At 49.4% G+C, this 243-nt stretch carries 1 protein-coding gene; it reads left to right on the top strand.

Going from position 1 to position 243, the window contains the following annotated elements; all coding sequences use genetic code 11:
* Positions 1-61: 61 nt before the first annotated feature.
* A partial coding sequence (locus HMPREF3048_RS12390) for a hypothetical protein (protein ID WP_210384725.1) occupies positions 62-243 on the top strand: 182 nt, incomplete at its 3' end.

The raw sequence follows: 243 nt of genomic DNA, 5'->3' as shown, positions 1-243 counted from the left end.
GGAAGCCAAAAAACTTCCAACCAACCCCCACCCTGACGGGGCAAAAACAAGGGTTGGCAACATGCATCATGCACTCACAAATGAAGCACACCACACAGATGATCAGGCAATCAATGGTTCACCCAACCACCACCGGCACACACCAAACAAGGCATGCACACCATGGCACACAACACCAAGCACACAACAACAAAAAATGCATTGGCACACTATCGAGTTCTCAAACAACACCAGCACACCCAA

Origin of the sequence: Corynebacterium sp. HMSC075D04 (assembly GCF_001815635.1) — a bacterium.
Classification (GTDB): domain Bacteria; phylum Actinomycetota; class Actinomycetes; order Mycobacteriales; family Mycobacteriaceae; genus Corynebacterium; species Corynebacterium coyleae.
This window is presented reverse-complemented; position numbering and strand designations above follow the sequence as displayed.